The sequence below is a fragment of the Streptomyces sp. NPDC057694 genome, assembly GCF_042799415.1.
GTDB lineage: Bacteria > Actinomycetota > Actinomycetes > Streptomycetales > Streptomycetaceae > Streptomyces.
In genome coordinates, this window is sequence record NZ_JBHVIX010000056.1 from 1,582 (window position 1) to 4,378 (window position 2,797).

Here is a 2,797-nt window from a genome sequence, read left to right on the forward strand (position 1 = left end):
GGACGAGTCAGAAACCGTTGATGTAGGCGAAGGACATGCGAAAGGTCCGGCGTAGAGGGTAAGACCCCCGTAGTCGAAACATCAGCGGCTCGTTTGAGAGACACCCAAGTAGCACGGGGCCCGAGAAATCCCGTGTGAATCTGGCGGGACCACCCGTTAAGCCTAAATATTCCCTGGTGACCGATAGCGGATAGTACCGTGAGGGAATGGTGAAAAGTACCGCGGGAGCGGAGTGAAATAGTACCTGAAACCGTGTGCCTACAAGCCGTGGGAGCGTCGCGCATTGAGTTTACTCAGTGCGTCGTGACTGCGTGCCTTTTGAAGAATGAGCCTGCGAGTTTGCGGTGTGTTGCGAGGTTAACCCGTGTGGGGAAGCCGTAGCGAAAGCGAGTCCGAATAGGGCGATTTAGTAGCGCGCTCAAGACCCGAAGCGGAGTGATCTAGCCATGGGCAGGTTGAAGCGGAGGTAAGACTTCGTGGAGGACCGAACCCACCAGGGTTGAAAACCTGGGGGATGACCTGTGGTTAGGGGTGAAAGGCCAATCAAACTCCGTGATAGCTGGTTCTCCCCGAAATGCATTTAGGTGCAGCGTCGTGTGTTTCTTGCCGGAGGTAGAGCACTGGATAGGCGATGGGCCCTACCGGGTTACTGACCTTAGCCAAACTCCGAATGCCGGTAAGTGAGAGCACGGCAGTGAGACTGTGGGGGATAAGCTCCATGGTCGAGAGGGAAACAGCCCAGAGCATCGACTAAGGCCCCTAAGCGTACGCTAAGTGGGAAAGGATGTGGAGTCGCAGAGACAACCAGGAGGTTGGCTTAGAAGCAGCCACCCTTGAAAGAGTGCGTAATAGCTCACTGGTCTAGTGATTCCGCGCCGACAATGTAGCGGGGCTCAAGCGTACCGCCGAAGTCGTGTCATTCACATGTATAGCCCCAACGGGTGTGTGGATGGGTAGGGGAGCGTCGTGTGCCGGGTGAAGCAGCCGCGGAAGCGAGTTGTGGACGGTTCACGAGTGAGAATGCAGGCATGAGTAGCGATACACACGTGAGAAACGTGTGCGCCGATTGACTAAGGGTTCCTGGGTCAAGCTGATCTGCCCAGGGTAAGTCGGGACCTAAGGCGAGGCCGACAGGCGTAGTCGATGGATAACCGGTTGATATTCCGGTACCCGCTGTGAAGCGTCAAACATCGAATCCAGTGATGCTAAGGCCGTGAAGCCGTTCCGGACCCTTCGGGGAATGGAAAGTGGTGGAGCCGCCGGCCCAAGTTGGTAGTAGGTGAGTGATGGGGTGACGCAGGAAGGTAGTCCATCCCGGGCGATGGTAGTCCCGGGGTAAGGGTGTAGGCCGTGTGGTAGGTAAATCCGTCACACATTGAGGCTGAGACCTGATGCCGAGCCGATTGTGGTGAAGTGGATGATCCTATGCTGTCGAGAAAAGCCTCTAGCGAGTTTCATGGCGGCCCGTACCCTAAACCGACTCAGGTGGTCAGGTAGAGAATACCGAGGCGTTCGGGTGAACTATGGTTAAGGAACTCGGCAAAATGCCCCCGTAACTTCGGGAGAAGGGGGGCCACACCTGGTGATCGGATTTACTCCGTGAGCTGGGGGTGGCCGCAGAGACCAGCGAGAAGCGACTGTTTACTAAAAACACAGGTCCGTGCGAAGCCGTAAGGCGATGTATACGGACTGACGCCTGCCCGGTGCTGGAACGTTAAGGGGACCGGTTAGTGCACTTTCGGGTGTGCGAAGCTGAGAACTTAAGCGCCAGTAAACGGCGGTGGTAACTATAACCATCCTAAGGTAGCGAAATTCCTTGTCGGGTAAGTTCCGACCTGCACGAATGGCGTAACGACTTCTCGACTGTCTCAACCATAGGCCCGGTGAAATTGCACTACGAGTAAAGATGCTCGTTTCGCGCAGAAGGACGGAAAGACCCCGGGACCTTTACTACAGTTTGATATTGGTGTTCGGTTCGGCTTGTGTAGGATAGGTGGGAGACTTTGAACCAGCCACGCCAGTGGTTGGGGAGTCGTCGTTGAAATACCACTCTGGTCGTGCTGGATGTCTAACCTCGGTCCGTGATCCGGATCAGGGACAGTGTCTGATGGGTAGTTTAACTGGGGCGGTTGCCTCCTAAAGAGTAACGGAGGCGCCCAAAGGTTCCCTCAGCCTGGTTGGTAATCAGGTGTTGAGTGTAAGTGCACAAGGGAGCTTGACTGTGAGACCGACGGGTCGAGCAGGGACGAAAGTCGGGACTAGTGATCCGGCGGTGGCTTGTGGAAGCGCCGTCGCTCAACGGATAAAAGGTACCCCGGGGATAACAGGCTGATCTTCCCCAAGAGTCCATATCGACGGGATGGTTTGGCACCTCGATGTCGGCTCGTCGCATCCTGGGGCTGGAGTCGGTCCCAAGGGTTGGGCTGTTCGCCCATTAAAGCGGTACGCGAGCTGGGTTTAGAACGTCGTGAGACAGTTCGGTCCCTATCCTCTGTGCGCGTAGGAATATTGAGAAGGGCTGTCCCTAGTACGAGAGGACCGGGACGGACGAACCTCTGGTGTGCCAGTTGTCCTGCCAAGGGCATGGCTGGTTGGCTACGTTCGGGAGGGATAACCGCTGAAAGCATCTAAGCGGGAAGCCTGCTTCGAGATGAGTATTCCCACCCCCTTTGAGGGGTTAAGGCTCCCAGTAGACGACTGGGTTGATAGGCCGGATCTGGAAGCACCGTGAGGTGTGGAGGTGACCGGTACTAATAGGCCGAGGGCTTGTCCTCAGTTGCTCGCGTCCACTGTGTTG

General features: G+C 56.3%; 1 rRNA gene (cut by a window edge). It reads left to right on the forward strand.

What is annotated here, in order from left to right:
- A 23S ribosomal RNA gene (locus tag ACFVDP_RS43805) occupies nt 1–2,775 on the forward strand; it begins 213 nt to the left of the window's first position.
- Nucleotides 2,776–2,797: the final 22 nt, after the last annotated feature.